At 74.3% G+C, this 18,889-nt stretch carries 19 protein-coding genes; 11 read left to right on the forward strand and 8 right to left on the reverse strand.

Annotated elements, in window-relative coordinates; translation table 11 throughout:
• Window positions 1–111: 111 nt before the first annotated feature.
• Both CHF16_RS11365 and CHF16_RS11370 read left to right on the forward strand, forming a co-directional pair.
• Window positions 112–1,905, forward strand: coding sequence for a SelB domain-containing protein (locus CHF16_RS11365; protein WP_089325932.1), 1,794 nt, complete (start codon window positions 112–114; stop codon window positions 1,903–1,905).
• Between the two features lie 92 nt (window positions 1,906–1,997).
• Window positions 1,998–3,191, forward strand: coding sequence for an RtcB family protein (locus CHF16_RS11370; protein WP_089325933.1), 1,194 nt, complete (start codon window positions 1,998–2,000; stop codon window positions 3,189–3,191).
• A 140-nt stretch (window positions 3,192–3,331) separates the two neighbouring features.
• Here the strand turns inward: CHF16_RS11370 and CHF16_RS11375 are convergent, their stop codons facing one another.
• Window positions 3,332–4,078, reverse strand: coding sequence for a GntR family transcriptional regulator (locus tag CHF16_RS11375; RefSeq protein WP_089326014.1), 747 nt, complete (start codon window positions 4,076–4,078; stop codon window positions 3,332–3,334).
• A 164-nt stretch (window positions 4,079–4,242) separates the two neighbouring features.
• On the opposite strand from CHF16_RS11375, the gene CHF16_RS11380 reads away from it, so the two are divergent.
• Both CHF16_RS11380 and CHF16_RS11385 read left to right on the forward strand, forming a co-directional pair.
• Window positions 4,243–4,593 carry an ATP-binding protein gene (locus CHF16_RS11380; protein WP_143227945.1) on the forward strand — a complete coding sequence of 117 codons (351 nt, stop codon included), beginning with the start codon at window positions 4,243–4,245 and terminating at the stop codon, window positions 4,591–4,593.
• Between the two features lie 9 nt (window positions 4,594–4,602).
• Window positions 4,603–4,890, forward strand: coding sequence for a DivIVA domain-containing protein (locus CHF16_RS11385; protein WP_089325935.1), 288 nt, complete (start codon window positions 4,603–4,605; stop codon window positions 4,888–4,890).
• Window positions 4,891–4,923: 33 nt separating this feature from the next.
• Here the strand turns inward: CHF16_RS11385 and CHF16_RS11390 are convergent, their stop codons facing one another.
• Complete coding sequence (locus CHF16_RS11390; protein ID WP_089325936.1) at window positions 4,924–5,742, reverse strand: alpha/beta hydrolase; 819 nt, start codon at window positions 5,740–5,742, stop codon at window positions 4,924–4,926.
• Between the two features lie 142 nt (window positions 5,743–5,884).
• Here CHF16_RS11390 and moaA point away from each other — a divergent pair, with 142 nt between their 5' ends.
• The 3 genes from moaA to CHF16_RS11405 are packed head-to-tail and all read left to right on the forward strand — an operon-like array spanning window position 5,885 to window position 7,767.
• Complete coding sequence (gene moaA, locus CHF16_RS11395) at window positions 5,885–6,874, forward strand: GTP 3',8-cyclase MoaA (RefSeq protein WP_218826632.1); 990 nt, start codon at window positions 5,885–5,887, stop codon at window positions 6,872–6,874.
• The gene (gene mobA, locus CHF16_RS11400) at window positions 6,875–7,429 is read left to right on the forward strand and encodes a molybdenum cofactor guanylyltransferase (RefSeq protein ID WP_089325938.1); all 555 of its coding nucleotides are present in this window, start codon (window positions 6,875–6,877) and stop codon (window positions 7,427–7,429) included.
• 50 nt (window positions 7,430–7,479) lie between these two features.
• Entirely contained in the window at window positions 7,480–7,767 is a 288-nt protein-coding gene (locus CHF16_RS11405; protein ID WP_089325939.1) for a DUF6457 domain-containing protein, read from the forward strand.
• On the opposite strand, the gene CHF16_RS11410 is transcribed toward CHF16_RS11405, so the two are convergent.
• Window positions 7,764–8,027, reverse strand: coding sequence for a hypothetical protein (locus CHF16_RS11410; RefSeq protein WP_089325940.1), 264 nt, complete (start codon window positions 8,025–8,027; stop codon window positions 7,764–7,766). The two genes, CHF16_RS11405 and CHF16_RS11410, sit on opposite strands and share 4 nt — an antisense overlap.
• A gap of 80 nt (window positions 8,028–8,107) precedes the next feature.
• On the opposite strand from CHF16_RS11410, the gene CHF16_RS11415 reads away from it, so the two are divergent.
• Window positions 8,108–9,541, forward strand: a complete 1,434-nt coding sequence (locus CHF16_RS11415; RefSeq protein WP_245868365.1) for a DHA2 family efflux MFS transporter permease subunit — start codon at window positions 8,108–8,110, stop codon at window positions 9,539–9,541.
• A gap of 28 nt (window positions 9,542–9,569) precedes the next feature.
• Here CHF16_RS11415 and CHF16_RS11420 read toward each other — a convergent pair whose 3' ends face one another.
• Together CHF16_RS11420 and CHF16_RS11425 are read right to left on the reverse strand one after the other, a co-directional pair.
• On the reverse strand, window positions 9,570–10,889 hold the full coding sequence (locus tag CHF16_RS11420) for an FAD-dependent oxidoreductase (protein ID WP_089325941.1): 1,320 nt from the start codon (window positions 10,887–10,889) through the stop codon (window positions 9,570–9,572).
• Window positions 10,879–11,679 carry a tryptophan 2,3-dioxygenase gene (locus CHF16_RS11425; RefSeq protein WP_089326016.1) on the reverse strand — a complete coding sequence of 267 codons (801 nt, stop codon included), beginning with the start codon at window positions 11,677–11,679 and terminating at the stop codon, window positions 10,879–10,881. The genes CHF16_RS11420 and CHF16_RS11425 overlap by 11 nt, the downstream gene beginning before the upstream one ends.
• A gap of 135 nt (window positions 11,680–11,814) precedes the next feature.
• Here CHF16_RS11425 and CHF16_RS11430 point away from each other — a divergent pair, with 135 nt between their 5' ends.
• On the forward strand, window positions 11,815–12,918 hold the full coding sequence (locus CHF16_RS11430) for an alpha/beta hydrolase (RefSeq protein ID WP_089325942.1): 1,104 nt from the start codon (window positions 11,815–11,817) through the stop codon (window positions 12,916–12,918).
• Between the two features lie 29 nt (window positions 12,919–12,947).
• On the opposite strand, the gene CHF16_RS11435 is transcribed toward CHF16_RS11430, so the two are convergent.
• Entirely contained in the window at window positions 12,948–13,463 is a 516-nt protein-coding gene (locus tag CHF16_RS11435) for a MarR family winged helix-turn-helix transcriptional regulator (RefSeq protein WP_245868368.1), read from the reverse strand.
• 81 nt (window positions 13,464–13,544) lie between these two features.
• Here CHF16_RS11435 and icmF point away from each other — a divergent pair, with 81 nt between their 5' ends.
• Together icmF and CHF16_RS11445 are read left to right on the forward strand one after the other, a co-directional pair.
• Window positions 13,545–16,772: a fused isobutyryl-CoA mutase/GTPase IcmF gene (gene icmF / locus CHF16_RS11440; RefSeq protein WP_245868370.1), complete on the forward strand. Its 3,228-nt coding sequence runs from the start codon at window positions 13,545–13,547 to the stop codon at window positions 16,770–16,772.
• Complete coding sequence (locus CHF16_RS11445) at window positions 16,769–17,554, forward strand: helical backbone metal receptor (RefSeq protein WP_179271482.1); 786 nt, start codon at window positions 16,769–16,771, stop codon at window positions 17,552–17,554. The genes icmF and CHF16_RS11445 overlap by 4 nt, the downstream gene beginning before the upstream one ends.
• Here CHF16_RS11445 and CHF16_RS11450 read toward each other — a convergent pair.
• Both CHF16_RS11450 and fabG read right to left on the reverse strand, forming a co-directional pair.
• Window positions 17,551–18,141, reverse strand: coding sequence for a TetR/AcrR family transcriptional regulator (locus CHF16_RS11450; protein WP_089325945.1), 591 nt, complete (start codon window positions 18,139–18,141; stop codon window positions 17,551–17,553). The genes CHF16_RS11445 and CHF16_RS11450 overlap by 4 nt on opposite strands.
• The gene (gene fabG, locus CHF16_RS11455) at window positions 18,125–18,886 is read right to left on the reverse strand and encodes a 3-oxoacyl-ACP reductase FabG (protein ID WP_089325946.1); all 762 of its coding nucleotides are present in this window, start codon (window positions 18,884–18,886) and stop codon (window positions 18,125–18,127) included. The genes CHF16_RS11450 and fabG overlap by 17 nt, the downstream gene beginning before the upstream one ends.
• Window positions 18,887–18,889: the final 3 nt, after the last annotated feature.

An 18,889-nucleotide genomic window follows, 5' to 3' on the forward strand; every position in this document is an offset into this window, starting at 1 on the left:
GGTTCGACGCCGGGCCCCGGCGTCCCTAGGGTTGCCTTCCGTGGACCTCCGTCTGCGCGACCCCCGCGATGCATTCACGGCCTTCCGCGTCCCGGCCCGGAGGGGACGCTGATGCAGGTCGTCACCACCGCCGGCCACGGTGGGCACGGCAAGTCGGCGCTCGTGCGCGCCCTCACCGGCCGGGAGCCGGGCGAGACGGGCGCCTGGACCGAGCTGCCCTCAGGGCGGCGCGTCGCGTTCGTCGACGTCCCCGGCGCCGCGGAGTCGCTCCCGGCCATGCTCGCGGGCGCCGCGCCGGCGCCCGCGGCGCTGCTCGCCGTCGCCGCCGACGAGGGGTGGATGCCGCAGACCGGCGAGCACCTCGATGCCCTCGGCGCGCTCGGGGTCCGGTTCGGCGTCCTCGCGGTCACCAAGGCCGACTCCGCCGACGCCCGGCTCGCGCTGCGCCAGGTCCGCGAGCGGCTCGCGGGCACCCCGCTGAAGGGCGTGGAGGCCGTCGCCGTCAGCGCCGCCACCGGCGCCGGCGTGGCGGACCTGGCCGCCGCCCTCGACCGGCTCGCCGGCCGGCTGCCCGTCCCCGACCCGGCCGCCCCGGTGCGTTTGTGGGTGGACCACGCCATCACCGCCGGGCGGCAGACCGCCGTCACCGGCACCCTCGCCGCCGGGACCGTCGCCGTCGGCGACGAGCTGCTGCTCATGCCGGCCGGGGAGCGCGTCCGCGTCCGCACGATCGGCTGCGCGGGCGAGCCGCGCGAGTCCGTGGCCGGGGTCTCCCGGGTCGTGCTGACGCTCCGCGACGCCGGCCGCGTCGACCCCGGCATGGCCCTCGTCACGCCCGGCGCCTGGACCCACACCACCTGCGTCGACGTCCGCACCCGGTTCGGCGCGGCGTCGGGGCGGCTCGCCCGCCGGATGACGCTGCACCTCGGCACCGCGGCCGTCCCCGTCCAGCTGCGCCCGCTCGGCCCCGACACCGCCCGGCTGACCCTGAACACCCGGCTCGCCCTGCACCTCGGCGACACCGGCGTCCTGCGCGACCCGGCGAGCCGCTCGATGGCCGGGGTGAGCGTGCTGGACGTCCGGCCGCCGACCCTGGTGCGGCGCGGCGCCGGCGCGGCCCGCGCCCGCGAGCTGGCGTCTTGGCCGGACCGGCCGGACGGCGCGGTCGTCCTGCGCCGGCACGGCGTGCTGCGGCGCTCGGAGCTGTCGCTGATGGGCTGCGCGCCGCCGCCGGACGCCGTCGCGCTGAACGGCGAGTGGGTCGCCGACCCGGCGCACTGGTCGGCGCTGTCCGACCGGCTCGCGGAGGAGGCGTCCCGGCACGCCGCGAGCAGCCCGCACGCGCCCGGGATCCCGCTGGAGACCGTCCGGCTGCGGCTCGGCCTGCCGGCCCGGCAGCTCGTCGCCGCGCTGGTCCGGCCGCCGCTGCGGGTGGACGCGGGGCGCGTCTACGGCCCGGCGCCCGAGCCGCCCGCGCAGGCCGCCGCGGGGCCGTCCGCCGGCCCGGCGGCGATCGCCGCGGAGCCCCCGCCGCCGTGGGCGGGCGCCGTCGACCGGCTCCGCGCCGACCTCGCCGGCGCCCCCTTCGCGCCGCCGCCGGCCGAGCGCCTGCGCGAGCTCGGCCTCACCGGGGAGCTGCTCGACGCCGCCGAGCGGGCGGGCGCGGTCCTGCGCATCCCTCTCGGCGCGGGCGGGGACGCGGCGGGGGAGGAACCCGCCGAGGAGATCGTCCTCGCACCCGGGGCCGACCTGGCGGCGCTGCGGGTCCTGGACGGCCTCCCGCAGCCGTTCACGCCCGGCCAGGCCGCCGAGGCGCTCGGCACGGACCGCCGCGTCGCGGTGGCGCTGCTGCGCCACCTCGACCGGCGCGGGCTCACCGAACGCCGCGGCGCCGAACGGTCGTAAGCCCCTCCAGAGCGGGAAAAACCGGTTGTACCGGGGCCGGTGGTTCTGGCGTCATGGATCGCGGTCCGGTTCCCGACGATCAAGGAGATGGCGTGCCGTACCAGACGCTCAAGGGCGGCCGTGTGCCCATCCGGATGTGGACCGCCCCCGAAACGGTCGAGGACGTCGCCCTCGACCAGCTCCGCAACGTCTCCGCCCTGCCGTGGGTCGAGGGCCTCGCGGTCATGCCCGACGTCCACTACGGCAAGGGCGCGACCGTCGGCTCGGTCATCGCGATGAAGGACGCGGTGTCCCCGGCGGCGGTCGGCGTCGACATCGGCTGCGGGATGACCGCGGTCAAGTCGTCCCTGATGGTGGAGGACATGCCGGACGACCTGGCCGGCATCCGCCACCGGCTGGAGAAGGCGATCCCGGTCGGGCGCGGCTCCCACAAGGAGGCCGTCGACCCGTCCGCGCTGCCGAACCTGAAGGAGCGCGGCTGGTACGCGTTCTGGAAGCAGTTCGACGACCTGCACCCGGCGGTCCGGGCCCGCCTCGGCCGCGCGCGCCAGCAGATGGGCACGCTCGGCGGCGGCAACCACTTCCTGGAGCTGTGCGCCGACGACAAGGGCGCGATCTGGCTCGTCCTGCACTCGGGGTCGCGCAACATCGGCAACGAGCTGGCCGAGCACCACATCGAGGCGGCCCGCAAGCTGCCCCACAACCAGGACCTGCCGGACCCCGACCTCGCGGTGTTCCTGTCCGGCACCGCGAAGATGGACGCCTACCGCCACGACCTGTTCTGGGCGCAGGAGTACGCGCGCCGCAACCGCGCCGTCATGATGGCGCTCGCGCAGAACGTCGTGACCCGCCGCTTCGGCGAGAAGCGCTGCCGGTGGGGCGAGGTCATCTCCTGCCACCACAACTACGTGGCGGAGGAGGAGTACGGCGGCGAGGAACTGCTCGTCACCCGCAAGGGCGCGATCCGGGCCGGCCGCGGCGACCTCGGCATCATCCCGGGCTCGATGGCGACCGGCACCTACATCGTGCGCGGCCTCGGCAACGAGACCGCCTACAACTCCGCCTCGCACGGCGCGGGCCGCCGGATGAGCCGCAACAAGGCCCGCAAGCGCTTCACCGTGGACGACCTGGTCGAGCAGACCCGGGGCGTCGAGTGCCGCAAGGACGGCGGCGTCGTCGACGAGATCCCCGGCGCCTACAAGGACCTCGAAGAGGTCATCGAGGCGCAGTCCGACCTGGTCGAGGTCGTCGCGCGCCTGCGCCAGCTCATCTGCGTGAAGGGCTGACGCCCTGTAGGTGACCTCGAGCGAGACCGAGAAAAGCCAGTGCGACCTGGTGAAACGGTTCCCTGAGAGTTCCCGGCCGTTCCCGGGCACTTCCGGGGGGCACGTCCCCTCGATGTGCCCAGCCGGGAACTCTTGGGGAGTCACTCGACGGGGATGACGTACGCCAGTTCGTAGCGGTCGACCGGCACCACGATGTCCGCAGTCTCCACCGGCCGGTCGCCGGCGTAGGTCCTCTGGATCACCATCACGATCGCGCCGACCGACTCGTTGAGCAGTTCGGCCTCCGCGGCGAGGATGGCCCGCGCCGTGACGACCTCGGTCACAAGAGTGACCTCGTGCCCGGCCGCGCGCATCCGGGCGACCACACCGGCACCCGCGTACGGGCCCTCCTCCGGCAGGGTCACCGGCGTGTCCTGGGTCAACGCCAGCGGCTCCCACGAGGTGGACAGCATGACGGGCTGATCGTCGGAGAGGAAGGTATAGCCCGTCCGCATCACCGGGTCGCCCTCGGCGATGTCCAGCCGCTGCGCGATGGCCGGCGGCGCCGTGGTGGTCTCCGAGGACCACCGCCACGAGCCCGCCCGCCCCTGGGCCTCCATGTCCGCTCGGAAGGGGCTCGATGCCCGGCCGCGGGCCTCCCGGTACCAGGACCGGGTGAGGCGCTTGACCGCGGGTCGCTCGCGCACGTACGTACCCGATCCGGCCCGGGCGGTCAGGTAGCCCTCGGTGACCAGCAGCCGGACGGCCTGGAGGGCGACCGCGTCCGAGACGCGGTACTTCTCGCGTAGCTGGGGACGGGATGGGATCTTCTGGCCCGGCGCGAGCACGCCGTCAACGATCTGTTTGCGCAGATCATCCGCTATGCGCTGATAGGCGGGCTGCGTCACGGCGTCTCCGATGAACGGGGGCAAAACATTTCCTTGGACCACCTTGACAAGCTGTGCGCACTGGTTACAAGCTGTGCGCACAGCTTCACGTGATTCAGCTTACAAGATCTCGGCGCGGAGGTGCTCCAGTGGAATGGTCCCAGACCTACCCCGGCCTACCCGCCATGGTGCCAGCGGTCCGTGCCTTCGTGCGCGGCCTCCTCGACGGCACTCCGCGTGTCCACGACGCCGAACTCGTCATCGCCGAGCTTGCAGCCAACGCGCTCCAGCACACCCCGTCCGGCGACCCTGGCGGCGCCTTCAGGGTGCCCGGCCACATCCGGATGCGCGTCCGTTACAAGGCATGGACGTCGGACTGGTTCGACCGGCTCATGTTGTCGCCGGATGAGTTGCGCGACCTGCTCCCCGGCAGCGGCTGGCGGCTCGACGGCGCCACTTACTCCGGACCGGTCGGGTTCTGGCTCGCCGAGATGTCCCGCGTCGAAAGCCCGGTCTCTGGGCCGGGGTCGTGCTAGGAGGGGACCATGACCGATCCTGAAGTGCACGCCAAGCTCGACGCCCTCACCGATCAGGTCACCGCGCCCGCCGGCGTCCTCGGCGGCTCCGCCGAACCGGTTGAGGCCCGCCGAGCGGCCATGCCGGACCGGCTCACTGCGGCCGACGTCACACGCGCCGGGTTCGCCATGACGAGGCTTGCCTCGGGTTACAGCGTCGAGCAGGTGGACGCCTTCCTCGACCGCGTCGCCGAGGAGATCGCGACGCTTACGGCCGAGCGCGACGAGGCCCGCCGCGAGCGGGACGCGCTCAGCTAGCAGGAACGCACAGGCACTCGCCTGGCCGCGCCCTCAGGCCCCGGCGGGGCCGAGGGCGCGGTCGATGAAGGCGGTGACGTCGGCGAGGACCTCGTCGCGGTTGGTCTCGTTGAACACCTCGTGGCGGGCGCCCGGGTAGATCCGCTCCGTCAGGTCGTCCCCGCGGATCGCCTCGATGCCGGTGCGGGTGTCGGCGGGCCGGACGAGCTCGTCGGCGCCGCCGTGCACGTACAGGACCGGCAGCCTCCCGAGCGATCCGTGCTCGTCGACGCGGCGCAGGGCCGCGTCGAGGGCCTCGACGGTCGCCTTCTTGAAGGGGCCGTGCCACACCAGCGGGTCGGCGCCGTACGCCTCGCCCACGGCGGGGTCGCGCGACAGCGTGGCGGTGTCGATGGGCGCGTCCGGCATCTCCGCGAGGGGGAGCAGCTCGTCGACGGCGTGCCAGCGGCCGAGCACCGGCCCCGACAGCACCAGCGCGGCGAGTCCGGCGCCGTGCAGCTGCGCGTACCGGGCCGCGATCAGCCCGCCCATCGAGTGCCCGATCATGACGGCGGGCAGGCCGGGGTGGTCGCCGCGCGCCGACTCCACGACCGTGCGCAGGTCGGCGACGACGTCCTCGTAGTCCTCGATCAGCACGCGCTCGCCGGCGGACCGGCCGTGGCCCATGTGGTCGGGCCCGCACACGACCGCGCCGTGCCGGACGAGGACGTCCGCGACGTGGTCGTAGCGGCCGAGGTGCTCGCCGTACCCGTGCACGAGCACCGCGATGTAGCGCGGCTCGCCGCCCGCCCAGATCCGGGCGGTGACCGCGCCCCGCGTCCCCGCGAACTCCCACTCGCGTACCGCCGTCACTCCGGCCTCCCTGATGCTCGACGCAACGTCACAGTCCAACGCGATGCGCCGGATCGTCAACCACCGCAATAGTCTGGTGGAACCGACCGCAAACTCCGGCGGGCCGCGAACCCCGGCCGCCGGCCAGCAGGAAGGGGCGCCCGTGCTGGTCGACACCTTCGGCCGTACCGCGACGGACCTGCGGGTCTCGCTCACCGACCGCTGCAACCTGAGGTGCTCCTACTGCATGCCCCCGGAGGGGCTGGACTGGCTGCCCAAGCCGGAACTGCTCACCGACGACGAGGTGGTCCGGCTGGTCGGCCTCGCCGTCCGGGACCTCGGCGTCACCGAGGTCCGCTACACCGGCGGCGAGCCGCTGCTGCGCCGCGGCCTGCCCGGCATCGTCGCGCGGACGGCGGAGCTGTCCCCGCGCCCGCAGATCTCCCTCACCACCAACGGCATCGGCCTCGACCGGCTGGCGGGGCCGCTGGCCGAGGCGGGCCTGGACCGGGTGAACGTCTCCCTCGACACCCTCGACCGCGCCACGTTCCGGCGGCTCGCGCACCGCGACCGGCTCGGCGACGTCCTGGCGGGCCTCGCCGCCGCGCGCGGCGCCGGGCTGGAACCGGTGAAGATCAACGCGGTGCTGATGCGCGGGGTCAACGACCACGAGGCCGTGCCGCTGCTGCGGTTCTGCCTGGAGCACGGCTACCGGCTGCGGTTCATCGAGCAGATGCCGCTGGACGCCCAGCACGGCTGGACCCGGGAGAACATGGTCACCGCGGACGAGATCCTGGACCGGCTGTCGGCCGAGTTCGACCTCGCCCCCGACGAGGCCCACGACCGGGGCAGCGCCCCCGCCGAGACGTTCCTGGTCGGCGGCGGCCCGGAGACGGTCGGGGTGATCGGCTCGGTGACCCGGCCGTTCTGCGGCGCCTGCGACCGGGTGCGGCTCACCGCCGACGGGCAGGTCCGCAACTGCCTGTTCGCGACCGAGGAGTCCAACCTGCGGGACGCGCTGCGCGGCGGCGCCACCGACACCGAGCTGGCCGACCGGTGGCGCAAGGCCGTCTGGGCCAAGCGCGCCGGGCACGGCATCGACGACCCGTCGTTCCTGCAGCCCGCCCGGCCCATGTCGGCGATCGGCGGCTGAGTGGAGTTCGACGCGGTCCTCCTCGCCGGGGGCCGGGCCCGCCGGTTCGGCGCCGACAAGCCCGCCGCCCGGGTCGGCGGACGCGCGCTCATCGAGTGGACGGCCGCCGCGGCGTCCGGCGCGTCCCGGCTGATCGTGGTCGGGCCCCCGCGCGACGTCCTGCCGGGCGCCGTCGTCGTCCGGGAGGACCCGCCCGGCGCCGGCCCGGTGCCCGCGCTGCGCGCCGGCCTCGCCGAGGTCCGCGCGCCGCGGCTGGCGCTGCTGGCCGCCGACCTGCCGTTCCTGCGCCCCGGGCACCTCGACCGGCTGCTGGCGGCGACGGCGGACCGGCCCGGCGCCCTGCTGCTGGACGGCGACGGCCGCGAGCAGTGGCTCGCGGGCTGCTGGCGCGCCGCCGACCTGCGCACCGCCCTGGACGGCTACGAGGGCGCGTCCCTGCGCGGCCTCCTCGGCCCGCTCGGCCCGGCCGGGATCGCGCTGCCGGCGGGCGAGCGCCCCGCCTGGTACGACTGCGACACCCCCGAGGAGCTGGCCGCCGCCGAGCGGCTGCTTTGATCGTGCGAGAGTGGGCAGGTGACGTCCCGACCACGCGTGAAGGGGGAGCCATGTCGGTGCTGGAGGACTGGATCAACGCGGCGTGCCTCGAACTGGGCCTGGAGCGCGGCGACATCGACCAGAGCCTGATCCTGGACCTCGCCCGCGACGTCGCGCACGGCGTCGCGCGGCCCGGCGCGCCGCTGACGGCGTACCTGCTGGGCCTCGCGGTCGGGCGCGGCACGCCCGCCCGGGACGCCGCGGCCCGGCTCACCGAGATGGCCGAGGCGTGGCGCGAGCGCGCGCCGGAGCCGGAGGTGCCCGGCCCGGCGGGGGAGCCCGTCCTCGACGACGCCTAGCCTCCGGCCCGGCCGTCCCCGTCCCCGGCCGGCGGCGCGTCGCGGTCGGCGACCGGCACGACGTCCTTGAGGAAGTCGCGGCGGGACAGGAACGCCGACAGGCTCTCGCGGTGCTCGTCGCAGGCCAGCCAGATCTTCCGCCGGTCCGGCGTGTGGATCTTCGGGTTGTTCCAGCGGAGCGCCCACACGGCGCCCGCTCGGCAGCCCTTGGCTGAGCACAGCAGTTCGTCGGGGCCGGTCCCCGGGGCCGAGTCGGTCATCCCGCCACTGTGGCACAGCCGGGCGGGAGGGCCGCCCCCGCCCCGTGTTTCACCCGGTGATCTCCGGATAGGACGCCGCAGTGCCGACACAGCCCGCGCAGGCCCCGCGACAGGGCGGTGACGGCGCCCGCCGGTGGCGGGCGCTGTCGGTGTGCCTGGTCGCGGCGTTCATGACCCTGCTGGACGTCAGCATCGTCAACGTGGCGCTGCCGTCGATCCGGTCGGGCCTGGACGCCTCCGACGCGCAGCTCCAGTGGATCCTGTCGGGGTACGCGCTGACGTTCGGGCTCGTCCTGGTCCCGGCGGGGCGGATCGGCGACGCCCGCAGCCGCCGCGCGGTGTTCATGGCGGGCCTCGCGCTGTTCACGCTGGCGAGCGCGGGCGCGGGGATGGCGCCGACGATCCTGCTGCTCGTCCTCGCCCGGCTCGTGCAGGGCGTCGCGGGCGGCATCCTCAACCCGCAGGTCGCGGGCCTCATCCAGCAGCTGTTCCAGGGCGCCGAGCGGGGCCGCGCGTTCGGCGCCCTCGGCGCCGTCATCGGGATCGCGACGGCCGTCGGGCCGCTGCTCGGCGGCGCGCTGATCGCCCTCGGCGGCGACGCCGAGGGCTGGCGGTGGGTGTTCTACGTCAACGTCCCCGTCGGCGTCGCGGCCCTGTTCCTGGCGTGGCGGCTGCTGCCCGCCCCCGTCTACGGCGAGCGGCAGGGGCTCGACCCGCTCGGCGTCCTGCTGCTCGGCGCGGGCGTCGTGTCCGTGCTGCTGCCGTTCGTGCAGGAGCGGCAGTGGCACGGCGGGCCGACATGGCTGCTCGTCCTCGCCGGCGCCGCGCTGATCGCCGTGTTCGCCTGGTGGGAGCGGCGGGCGCGGACGCCGATGGTGGACCTGCACCTGTTCCGGCTGCGCTCCTACGCGCTCGGCTCGGCGATCGCGCTGCTGTACTTCGCCGGGTTCACCGCCGTCTTCTTCATCTTCACCCTCTACCTGCAGAACGGCCTCGGGTACAGCGCGCTCGGCGCGGGCCTCGCGATCACGCCGTTCGCGGTCGGGTCGGGGCTCGCCTCGGCGGCGGGCGGCCGGGTCGTGACCCGCTACGGCCGGCCGCTCGTGGCGGCCGGGCTGGTCGTCGTGCTGGTCGGCCTCGGCGCCGCGTGGCTGGCCGTCGAGCTGCGCCCCGGCTCGGGCGTGGCGTGGGCCACGGCGGCGCCGCTGCTGGTCGCCGGGCTCGGCAGCGGCCTGGTCATCGCCCCCAACCAGACGCTGACGCTGTCGGAGGTCGACTACACCGAGGGCGGCAGCGCGGCGGGCGTCCTGCAGACCGGCCAGCGGGTCGGCACCGCGATGGGCGTCGCGGCCGTCGGCGCGGTGTTCTTCGCCACCCTGGCGACCACGGACGGGGAGTGGGCGACCGCCTTCCGGCACGGTCTCCTCGTCGTCCTGGGGTTCGTGGCGGCGGCGCTGGCGGCGGCCGTCGCCGACCTGGCCGCCGGCCGCCGCCGGCGCCGCCCCGCAAGCTGACGGACTCGGCCCGGCCGGCCGGCCGGGGTCAGCCGCGCCGCCGCCGGACGGACCGTGCGGCGCGCAGCGCCAGCCCGAGCCCAGCGGCGCCGGCCGCGACGGCGGCGCCGAGGGCCAGGTTCTGGCGCCTGATGCGGGCCGGGATGTCGGCGTACGGCATCGTCGAGAACGACACCAGCTCGTAGCGGGACACGTAGCGCCCGGCGAGGCGCCGCTCGAGCGCGTGCGTCGCGGCCTGCTTCGCCCGGTACACCGGGGACGACACCCGGTCGCGCATCTCGATGAAGTTGTCCAGGGCCATCTCGGCGATCGCGTCGGTGTTGGCCTTGCGCCGCTCCTGGTAGAGCGACAGCGCGCGCCGCCAGTCGCCGCCCGCCTCGGTGAGGCACCGGTCGATCTCGATGCAGTCCTCGAACGCGCAGTTGGCGCCCTGCCCGAAGAACGGGACGATCGCGTGGGCGGCGTCGCCGAGCAGACCGACGACCGCGCCGTCGCCGTACCGGGTCCACGGCCAGCACCGCACGGTCACCAGCGACCCGACCGGGTTCTGCGCGTAGTCGTCGGCCAGGCCCGGCATCAGCCCGGCGACGTCCGGGTAGTGCTCGGCGAAGTGGGCGGTGATCTCGGCCGGGGACGTGAGCGCGTCGAAGTCGCCCTTCGGCCAGAACAGCGTGCAGGTGAACGACCGGTCCAGGTTCGGCAGCGCGATCATCATCGAGGTGCCGCGGGGCCAGATGTGCAGGGCGTCGGGGTCGAGCGCGAACTCCCCGTCGCGCGGCGGGACCGTCAGCTCCTTGTAGCCGTGCTCCAGGAAGTCGGCGTCGTGGTCGAACCCCAGCGACCGGCGGACGGCGCTGTACGCCCCGTCCCCGGCCAGCACGACATCGGCGGGCTCAGGGTCGGCGCCCTCGAACAGCAGCGCCCCCGCGTCGACGTCCACGCCGGTGACGCGCTGGGAGAACCGCAGGGTCACCCCCGGCGTGGCCTCGGCGGCGTCCAGCAGCGACCGGTTCAGCTCGGCGCGGCTGATGGAGTTGATGGCGCGCTCGCGGTCGGCGCTGTAGGGCTGGAAGTTCTGCGCGCCCGGCAGCGGGTGCACCATCCGCCCGTGCATGGGCAGCGCCTGCTTGAGGGACCGGTCGCGCAGCCCGACCTGCTCCAGCGCGGCGAGGCCGCGGGCGGAGACCGCCAGGTTGATCGAGCGGCCCCGCTCGGCGCCCGCGACGCGCGGGTCGGGGCGCCGCTCGTACACCGTGACGGGGAGGCCGCGCCGGCCCAGCAGCACCGCCAGCAGCGCCCCCGCCAGGCCCGCCCCGACGATCGCGACCCGCTCCGCGTCACCCGCCATGGACGGGGGCCTCCTCGATCTGCGAGCGGACCTCCCACAGGTCGGGGAAGGCGGGCGCGAACAGCGTGCGGCGCAGGTAGTCGGCGCCGGCCGAGCCGCCGGTGCCGAGCTTGGCGCCGATCGTCCGCTCGACCATCTTCAGGTGCCGGTACCGCCACTCCTGGACGCCCTCGTCGACGTCGACCAGCGCCTCGCAGACCTCGGCGGCCGCGCCGGACTCGTCGGCGTAGGCGGCGAGGAGGGCCTTCTGGACGCCGGGGTGCGGCTCCCAGGCGGCCGAGGTGTCCCGGTCGAGGGCCTCGCGCGGGACGGGGAACCCCTGGCCGTCGAGGTAGCGCAGCAGCGAGTCGAACAGCGACGGGCGGGCCACCGCGGCGCGCAGCCGCTCGTCGTCGCGCAGCACCGACGCGGGGAACGCGCGGCGCCCGAGGACGGCCTCGATCTCGCGGAACTGCTCGCTCTGGAAGCCGCTGGAGCTGCCGAGCACGTCGCGGAAGGCGGCGAACTGCCGGGGCGTCATCGTCTCCAGGACGTCCAGCTGCCCGACGACCGTCTTGAGGATCTTGGCGATGCGGCGCGCGGTGTGCAGCGATCCGCCGCTGTTGCCCTCCTCCAGCCGGCGTTGCAGCAGTGCGGCCTCGTGCAGTATCTGCTTGAACCACAGCTCGTAGACCTGGTGGATGATCACGAACAGCAGCTCGTCGTGCGCCCGGGTCTTCGGCTCCTGGCAGGAGAGAAGATCGTCGAGCCGCAGGTAGCCGCCGTACGTCATTGTCGGCGAATCCGCCATCATGCCTCCTCGCGACATAACGGGTGTGAGCCGCAGCATAGGGGATCGTTCCCGGCGACCCCGGAAACGGGTGCCGCCGCCGGACGCCGCCCCCTACGATCAGAACCCGGTTCGGTATCGCGGAGAGGGTCCCGGATGGGCGAGATCGTCAGGGAGTTCGTGGGGCTGCCGTCGCCCCTGGCCGGCCGGGCGGGCGCGGGCGGCCACCCGTGCCAGGGCGTCTACCACCGGCCCGCGGGCGAGCCGCCGCGGACGGCGTTCATCGCCGCGCACTACAACGTCGACTTCTCCGAGCACTACCTCGCCGAGCACCTCGCCGCCCGCGGCTACGGCTTCCTCGGCTGGAACACCCGCTTCCGCGGCAACGAGGCGTACTTCTTGCTCGACCACGCCCTGGCCGAGATCGGCGAGGGCGTGCGGTGGCTGCGCGAGCGGGCCGGCGCCGAGCGGGTCGTCCTGCTCGGCAACTCCGGCGGCGGCTCCCTGATGGCCGCCTACCAGTCTCAGGCCGTGGAGCCGAACGTCGTGCCGGTCGCGGGGATGCGCCCGGTCGCCGCCATCGAAGACCTGCCCGCCGGGGACCTGTTCGTCGCTCTCGCCGCGCACTCCGGCCGCCCCGAGGTCCTCACCGCCTGGATGGACCCGTCGGTCACCGACGAGACCGACCCGCTGTCGGCCGACCCGTCCCTCGACCCGTTCGACCCCGCGAACGGCCCGCCCTACAGCCCCGAGTTCCAGGCCCGCTACCGCGCCGCCCAGCGCGCCCGCAACGAGCGCATCACCGACTGGGTCCTCGACAGGCTGGACGCCCTGAAGGGGACCCGGGCCCGCGACGCCCTGTTCAACGTGCACCGCACCTGGGCGGACCTGCGCATGATCGACCCCTCGATCGAGCCGTCCGACCGGGAGCCCAACCGCTGCTACCTCGGCGAGCCCGCCAAGGCCAACTACGGGGTGTTCGGCATCGGCTCCACGTGCACGCTGCGCACCTGGCTGTCGATGTGGAGCCTGCGCACCTCCCAGTGCACGGCCGCGCCGCACCTGGCGCGCGTGAGCGTCCCGTCCCTGGTGATCCACGCCACCGCCGACGAGTGCGTCTACGAGAGCGACGCCCGCGCGATCTTCGATGCCCTCGCGGCGCCCGACAAGACCCTCGACCACATCAAGGACACCCACTACCTGCCCGACTCGCGCCCGCGCGCCGCCTACCTGATCGACGCCTGGGTCCGCGACCACTGACCCCGCCGGGCGTCACCGGCCGCCGGCCGTCACCGCGGCGGGCCCTCGCCCTCGGGCAGGTCGCCGGCGCAGACGCGGACCGGCCGCAGCACCGCGGTGATCTCGGCGGCCTGGGCCGCGGGAAGGTCGGCGATGCCGAAGTCGGACTCGTTGAGCGCCGCGGTGGCCTCCTCGGCGAGCTCGCGGCCGGCCGGGGTGATGGTGGCCAGGACGACCCGGCGGTCGCCGGGGGAGGGGGCCCGGCCGACGAGGCCGCGCCGCTCCAGGCGCCCGATCACGTTGGTGACCGACGCCGGGTGCACCATGAGGCGTGTGCCCATCTTCCCCATGGGAAGGGTCCCGGTGCGGGCGAAGGCGAGCAGGCGCAGGGCCTCGTAGGCGGCGAACGTCAGCCCGTAGGGCTTGAGGACGGCCTCGATGCGGCTCAGCAGGAGCTGCTGGGCGCGCATCACGGAGGTCACGGCCGCCATGTGGTCGGCGTGCTCGGGCCAGCGCGCGCTCCACTGGCGGTGGGCCTCGGCGATGGGGTCGGGGGTGTCGGGCACCGCAACACCGTATGCCGTCTTGACGTGATCGCGCACGGAAACTATTTTAACTTCCAAATATTGGAAGTCCAAGGTTTGGTGGTGGGGTCGGTGACGGGGGAGCTGCACGCGCCGGTGCACCCGGTGCGGTTCGTGACCGCGGCGGCGCTGTTCGACGGCCATGACGCGGCCATCAACATCATGCGGCGCATCCTGCAGTCCCAGGGCGCCGAGGTGGTGCACCTCGGCCACGACCGCTCGGTCCGCGAGGTCGTCGACGCCGTGCTGGAGGAGGACGCGCAGGGCGTGGCGGTCAGCTCCTACCAGGGCGGCCACGTCGAGTACTTCGAGTACCTGTCGCGGAGCCTGAAGGAGGCCGGCGCCGAGCACGTGAAGGTGTTCGGCGGGGGCGGCGGGGTGATCGTCCACGAGGAGATCGCGCGGCTGTCCGGGGCGGGCGTGCGGATCTTCTCGCCGGAGGACGGGCAGCGCCTCGGCCTGCCCGGCATGATCAACGAGCTGGTGCGCGACTGCGACACCGACCTCGCGGCCGAGCCGCTCCCGGTGGCGGACGTCCTGGCGGGGGAGCGGCGCGCCCTCGCGCGGACCATCACCTGCCTGCAGGGCGGGCGGCTGCCGGACGCCGACCGGGCGCGGCTGGCCGAGGCGGCGGCCGCCCGGCGGGTGCCGGTGCTCGGCATCACCGGCACCGGCGGCTCGGGCAAGTCGTCGCTGACCGACGAGCTGGTGCGCCGGTTCCGCGCCGACCAGGGCGACCGGCTGCGCGTCGCGGTGCTGGCCGTCGACCCGACCCGGCGCCGCGGCGGCGGCGCGCTGCTCGGCGACCGGATCAGGATGAACTCCCTGGACGGCGACCGCGTGTACTTCCGCTCCCTGGCGACCCGCGGCGCGCGGGAGCTGCCCGGCGGCATCGAGGACATCGTCACCGCCTGCAAGGCCGCCGGCTACGACCTGGTGGTCCTGGAGACCCCCGGCATCGGGCAGGGCGACGCCGCGATCGTGCCGCTGGTGGACGTCTCGCTGTACGTGATGACGCCGGAGTTCGGCGCCGCGTCCCAGCTGGAGAAGATCGACATGCTCGACTTCGCGGACGTGGTGGCGATCAACAAGTTCGAGCGGCGCGGCGCGGCCGACGCGCTGCGGGACGTGTCGCGGCAGCTCGTCCGCAACCGGGAGGCGTTCGGGCAGCGGCCCGAGGACATGCCGGTCTTCGGCACCAGCGCCGCCACCTTCAACGACGACGGCGTCACCGCGCTGTACCGGCACCTCGGCGGGCTCCTCGCCGAGCACGGCCTGGAGCTGGCGGACGGCGCCCTGCCGGAGGTCGCCACGAAGGTGTCCACCGGCGCCGCGACCGTGATCCCGCCCGGCCGGGTGCGGTACCTGTCCGACATCGCCGAGACCGTCCGCGGCTACCACGCCGCCACCGAGCGGCAGGTCGAGGCGGTGCGGCGCGTCCAGCGGCTGGACGAGGTGCGCGCCGAGCTGACCGACGCGGCCGAGGTCGAGGCGCTGCTGGAGAAGGCCCGCCGGGACGTCGAGCCGGGCAGCGCCGAGCTGGTGGAGTCCTGGCCGGCCGTCGTGGAGTCCTACTCCGGCGACGAGCAGGTGGTGCGGATCCGCGACAGGGAGCTGCGCACGGCGCTGACCCGCGAGTCGCTGTCGGGCAGCCGCATCCCGCGCGTCGCGCTGCCCCGCTACACCGACCACGGCGAGCTGCTGCGGTTCCTGCGCCGGGAGAACCTGCCCGGCAGGTTCCCGTTCACCGCCGGGGTGTTCCCGTTCAAGCGCGACAACGAGGACCCGGCCCGCATGTTCGCGGGCGAGGGCGACCCGTTCCGCACCAACCGCCGCTTCAAGCTGCTGTCGGAGGGCCAGCCCGCGACCCGGCTGTCCACCGCGTTCGACTCGGTCACCCTGTACGGCCGCGACCCCGACGAGCGCCCCGACGTGTACGGCAAGGTCGGCACGTCCGGGGTGTCGATCGCGACGCTGGACGACATGAAGGCGCTCTACGACGGCTTCGACCTGTCGGCGCCCACCACGTCGGTGTCGATGACGATCAACGGCCCCGCGCCGACGATCCTGGCGTTCTTCCTCAACACCGCCATCGACCAGGGCCTGGACGCCTTCCGCGGGGAGCACGGGCGCGAGCCGTCCAGGGAGGAGGCCGAGGCGGTCCGCGCGCGCGTGCTGTCGACCGTGCGCGGCACCGTGCAGGCCGACATCCTCAAGGAGGACCAGGGGCAGAACACCTGCATCTTCTCCACCGAGTTCTCGCTGCGGATGATGGGCGACATCCAGGAGTGGTTCATCGCCAACGGCGTCCGCAACTTCTACTCGGTGTCGATCTCCGGCTACCACATCGCCGAGGCCGGGGCGAACCCCATCAGCCAGCTCGCGTTCACCCTCGCCAACGGGTTCACCTACGTCGAGTCCTACCTGGCGCGGGGCATGGACATCGACGACTTCGCGCCCAACCTGTCGTTCTTCTTCTCCAACGGCATGGACCCCGAGTACAACGTCCTCGGGCGCGTGGCCCGCCGCATCTGGGCCGTCGCCATGCGCGAGCGGTACGGCGCCAACGAGCGCAGCCAGAAGCTGAAGTACCACGTGCAGACGTCGGGGCGCTCCCTGCACGCGCAGGAGATGCACTTCAACGACATCCGCACCACCCTGCAGGCCCTCATGGCCGTCTACGACAACTGCAACAGCCTGCACACCAACGCCTACGACGAGGCGGTGACCACCCCGACGGAGGAGTCGGTCCGGCGGGCCCTGGCCATCCAGATGATCATCAACCGGGAGTGGGGCCTGGCGATGAACGAGAACCCGCTGCAGGGCTCGTTCATCATCGACGAGCTGACCGACCTCGTCGAGGAGGCGGTGCTCGCCGAGTTCGACCGGATCAGCGAGCGCGGCGGCGTCCTCGGCGCGATGGAGACCGGCTACCAGCGCGGCCGCATCCAGGACGAGTCGATGCTGTACGAGCAGCGCAAGCACGACGGCTCGCTGCCGATCATCGGGGTGAACACCTTCCGCCCCGCCGAGGGCGGCGACGGCACCCCGCAGAAGATCGAGCTGGCCCGCGCGACCGAGGAGGAGAAGCGCTCCCAGCTGGAGCGCGTCCACTCCTTCCAGGAAGCGCACCGCGGCGAGGCCGAGGCCGCCCTCGCCGCGCTCAAGGACGCGGCGCGCGCGGGCGAGAACGTCTTCGCCGTCCTGATGGACGCGGCGCGCGTGTGCAGCCTCCAGCAGATCACCGACGCGTTCTTCGAGGTCGGCGGCCAGTACCGCCGCAACATATGACGGGTCGACGGGCGGTCCCGCGCGACGACACCGGCCACCCGGTCCCGGTACCGGACCGGGTGCGCCGCGTGGTGTCGATCGTCCCGTCCCTGACGGAGACGGTCGCGGTGAGCGCCCCCGGCCTGCTCGCGGGCGCCACCGACTGGTGCACCCGCCCCGAGGGCCTGGACGTCCCGCGCGTGCGGGGCACGAAGAACCCCGACCTGGGCCGGATCGCGGAGCTGCGTCCCGACGTCGTGCTCGGCAACACCGAGGAGAACCGGCCCGCCGACGTCGCCGCGCTGCGCGCGGCGGGCGTCCCGGTCTGGATGACGGAGATCCGCACGGTGGACGAGGCGCTGGCGTCGCTGCGCCGGATGCTCGCCGAGGCGTGCCGGGTGCCGGTGCCGGGCTGGCTGGACGAGGCGTCGCGGGTCTGGTCGGCGGTGGTCCCGCGGCGGCGGCGCGCGGCCGTCGTCCCGATCTGGCGGCGGCCGTGGATGGTCGTCGGCCGCGACACCTTCACCGGCGACGTCCTGTCGCGGCTCGGCGTGTCCAACGTCTACGCCGCGCACCCCGACCGCTACCCCAAGATCCCCTTGGACGAGCTGAACGCCGCGGGCGCCGACCTCGTCGTGCTGCCCGACGAGCCCTACCGGTTCACCGCCGAGGACGGGCCCGAGGCGTTCCCCGGCCTGGACGTCGCGCTCGTCGACGGGCGGCACCTCACCTGGTACGGCCCGTCGCTCGTCGACGCTCCGGGGGCTCTCGCACGGCAGCTCGACGGGGCCAGGACGTACTAGCCGTCCCGCCGCGCGAACATCGCCTCCACGCAGTCGGCCATGCGCTTGTCCAGCTCCTCGGCGGGCAGGCCGATCTCGCGGGCGAGGTGCTCGCGCAGCAGCGTGTACCCGTAGATCGTGGACGCGATCGCCGCCTGCACGGCCTCCACGTCGGCCACGGGCAGCTCGCCCCGCCCGGCCTCGGCGGCGAGGTCGGCGCGGCCCGCCCCCCGGTTCAGCAGGACGCGGGGCCGGTCGTCGCCGTCCAGCACCAGCAGCGTCGCCAGCCGCACCGGCTCGGGGTTGCGCAGGCTCGTCCAGAACAGCCGGGCGAGGCGCTCGCGCAGCGGCAGCCCGGCGGCGTCCACCGCGTCCTCGGCGTTCGGCCGCGACCGGTGGAACAGCGCCGAGCGCAGCAGCGCCCGCCGCGACCCGAAGTACTGGTAGACCAGCCCGCGGTTGACCCGGGCCTCGTCGGCGACCTGCCGCAGGTTCAGCCCGGCGAGGACGCCGCCGCGGCGCAGCAGTGCGACCGCCGCCGCCCGCAGCGACTCCTCGGTGGCCTCCCGGTCCCGGCCGCGGGCCGCCCCCTCACCCGCGGGGACCACCCGCCACGTAGATCACCTGGCCGGACACGAACGAGGCGTCGTCGCTCACCAGGAACGCGACCGTCCCGGCGATGTCCTCGGGGACGCCGACGCGCCGCACCGGGATCTCCTTGGCGGCGGCGGCCTTGAAGTCCTCGAAGTCGACGCCGACGCGCGCGGCGGTCGCCGCGGTCATCTCCGTGGCGATGAACCCGGGCGCGATCGCGTTGGCGGTCACGCCGAACTTGCCCAGCTCGATCGCCAGCGTCTTGGTGAACCCCTGGAGGCCCGCCTTGGCGGCCGAGTAGTTGACCTGGCCGCGGTTGCCGAGCGCCGACACCGACGACAGGTTCACGATCCGGCCCCATCCGGCCTTCGTCATGTGCTCCTGCGCGGCGCGGCTCATCAGGAACGAGCCGCGCAGGTGCACCGACATGACCGAGTCCCAGTCGTCGTCGGACATCTTGAACAGCAGGTTGTCGCGGGTGATGCCGGCGTTGTTCACCAGCACCACGGGCGGGCCCAGTTCGGCGGCGACGCGGGCGACGGCGGCGGACACCGCCGCGGAGTCCGCGACGTCCACGCCGACGGCGAGGGCCGTCCCGCCCTCCTTCGCGATCGTCTCGACGGTCCCGGCGCACGCGGCCTCGTCCAGGTCGCAGACCGCGACGGCGAAACCCTCCCGCGCCAGCCGCACGGCGGTGGCGGCGCCGATGCCGCGCGCCGCGCCCGTGACGATGGCGACCCTGGTGGCTGTCATCTGCATGCC

Origin of the sequence: Actinomadura meyerae (assembly GCF_900188445.1) — a bacterium.
In the GTDB taxonomy this organism is placed as follows: Bacteria; Actinomycetota; Actinomycetes; order Streptosporangiales; family Streptosporangiaceae; genus Spirillospora; species Spirillospora meyerae.

Bases quoted from the DNA above. Each gene is read 5' to 3' on its own strand.
- CHF16_RS11365 (WP_089325932.1), top strand. From the start codon at position 112: ATGCAGGTCGTCACCACCGCCGGCCACGGTGGGCACGGCAAGTCGGCG.
- CHF16_RS11380 (WP_143227945.1), top strand. From the start codon at position 4,243: ATGGTGCCAGCGGTCCGTGCCTTCGTGCGCGGCCTCCTCGACGGCACT.
- CHF16_RS11385 (WP_089325935.1), top strand. From the start codon at position 4,603: ATGACCGATCCTGAAGTGCACGCCAAGCTCGACGCCCTCACCGATCAG.
- CHF16_RS11405 (WP_089325939.1), top strand. From the start codon at position 7,480: ATGTCGGTGCTGGAGGACTGGATCAACGCGGCGTGCCTCGAACTGGGC.
- CHF16_RS11410 (WP_089325940.1), bottom strand. From the start codon at position 8,027: ATGACCGACTCGGCCCCGGGGACCGGCCCCGACGAACTGCTGTGCTCA.
- CHF16_RS11420 (WP_089325941.1), bottom strand. From the start codon at position 10,889: ATGGCGGGTGACGCGGAGCGGGTCGCGATCGTCGGGGCGGGCCTGGCG.
- CHF16_RS11425 (WP_089326016.1), bottom strand. From the start codon at position 11,679: ATGGCGGATTCGCCGACAATGACGTACGGCGGCTACCTGCGGCTCGAC.
- CHF16_RS11430 (WP_089325942.1), top strand. From the start codon at position 11,815: ATGGGCGAGATCGTCAGGGAGTTCGTGGGGCTGCCGTCGCCCCTGGCC.
- CHF16_RS11445 (WP_179271482.1), top strand. From the start codon at position 16,769: ATGACGGGTCGACGGGCGGTCCCGCGCGACGACACCGGCCACCCGGTC.
- fabG (WP_089325946.1), bottom strand. From the start codon at position 18,886: ATGCAGATGACAGCCACCAGGGTCGCCATCGTCACGGGCGCGGCGCGC.